We start from the raw sequence: 522 nt of genomic DNA, 5'->3' as shown, positions 1-522 counted from the left end.
ATAGTAATAGCTTTTATTTTCAAGTTTTTCCTTCGGAAAATACAGAATGCTTATTGGAAGGTTTACAACGGATGTTTCAACATATGGGCGGGGTTCCGAAGACGATACGATTTGATAATTTATCCCCAGCAGTGAACAAAATATTTTCTAAAGGGGAACGTGAATTAACGGATACATTTGAACGCTTTGTATTACACTTTGGTTTTCAGTATGAGTTTTGTAATCCAGGTAAAGGCAATGAAAAAGGCCATGTAGAAGCAATGGTGAAATATGTAAGAAACAACTTTTTATTACCGGAAAATAGGATTATAAATGTCGATCATTTCAATGAAACATTATGGGAAATGGCAGAAAAAGATCGTGATCGACTACATTACGATAAAAAGATCCTTCAATCAAAATTGTTTGAAGAGGATTTTAATAGCTTTCTTATGTTGCCTGAAAAGGGATTTGAATGTGCTCGATATGAGGAATTGAAATCAGACAAATATGGAATCGTCAATGTAGATACAAAACAATATT

1 pseudogene is annotated in these 522 nt (G+C 33.1%); it reads left to right on the top strand.

The annotated features are described in order from the left end of the window. Window positions 1-71: 71 nt before the first annotated feature. Window positions 72-522 (top strand): annotated as a pseudogene (locus tag KI363_RS21690) (IS21 family transposase); the annotation flags it as partial.

Source organism: Lederbergia ruris (assembly GCF_018332955.1).
Classification (GTDB): Bacteria; Bacillota; Bacilli; order Bacillales; family Bacillaceae_C; genus Lederbergia; species Lederbergia ruris.
This window is presented reverse-complemented; position numbering and strand designations above follow the sequence as displayed.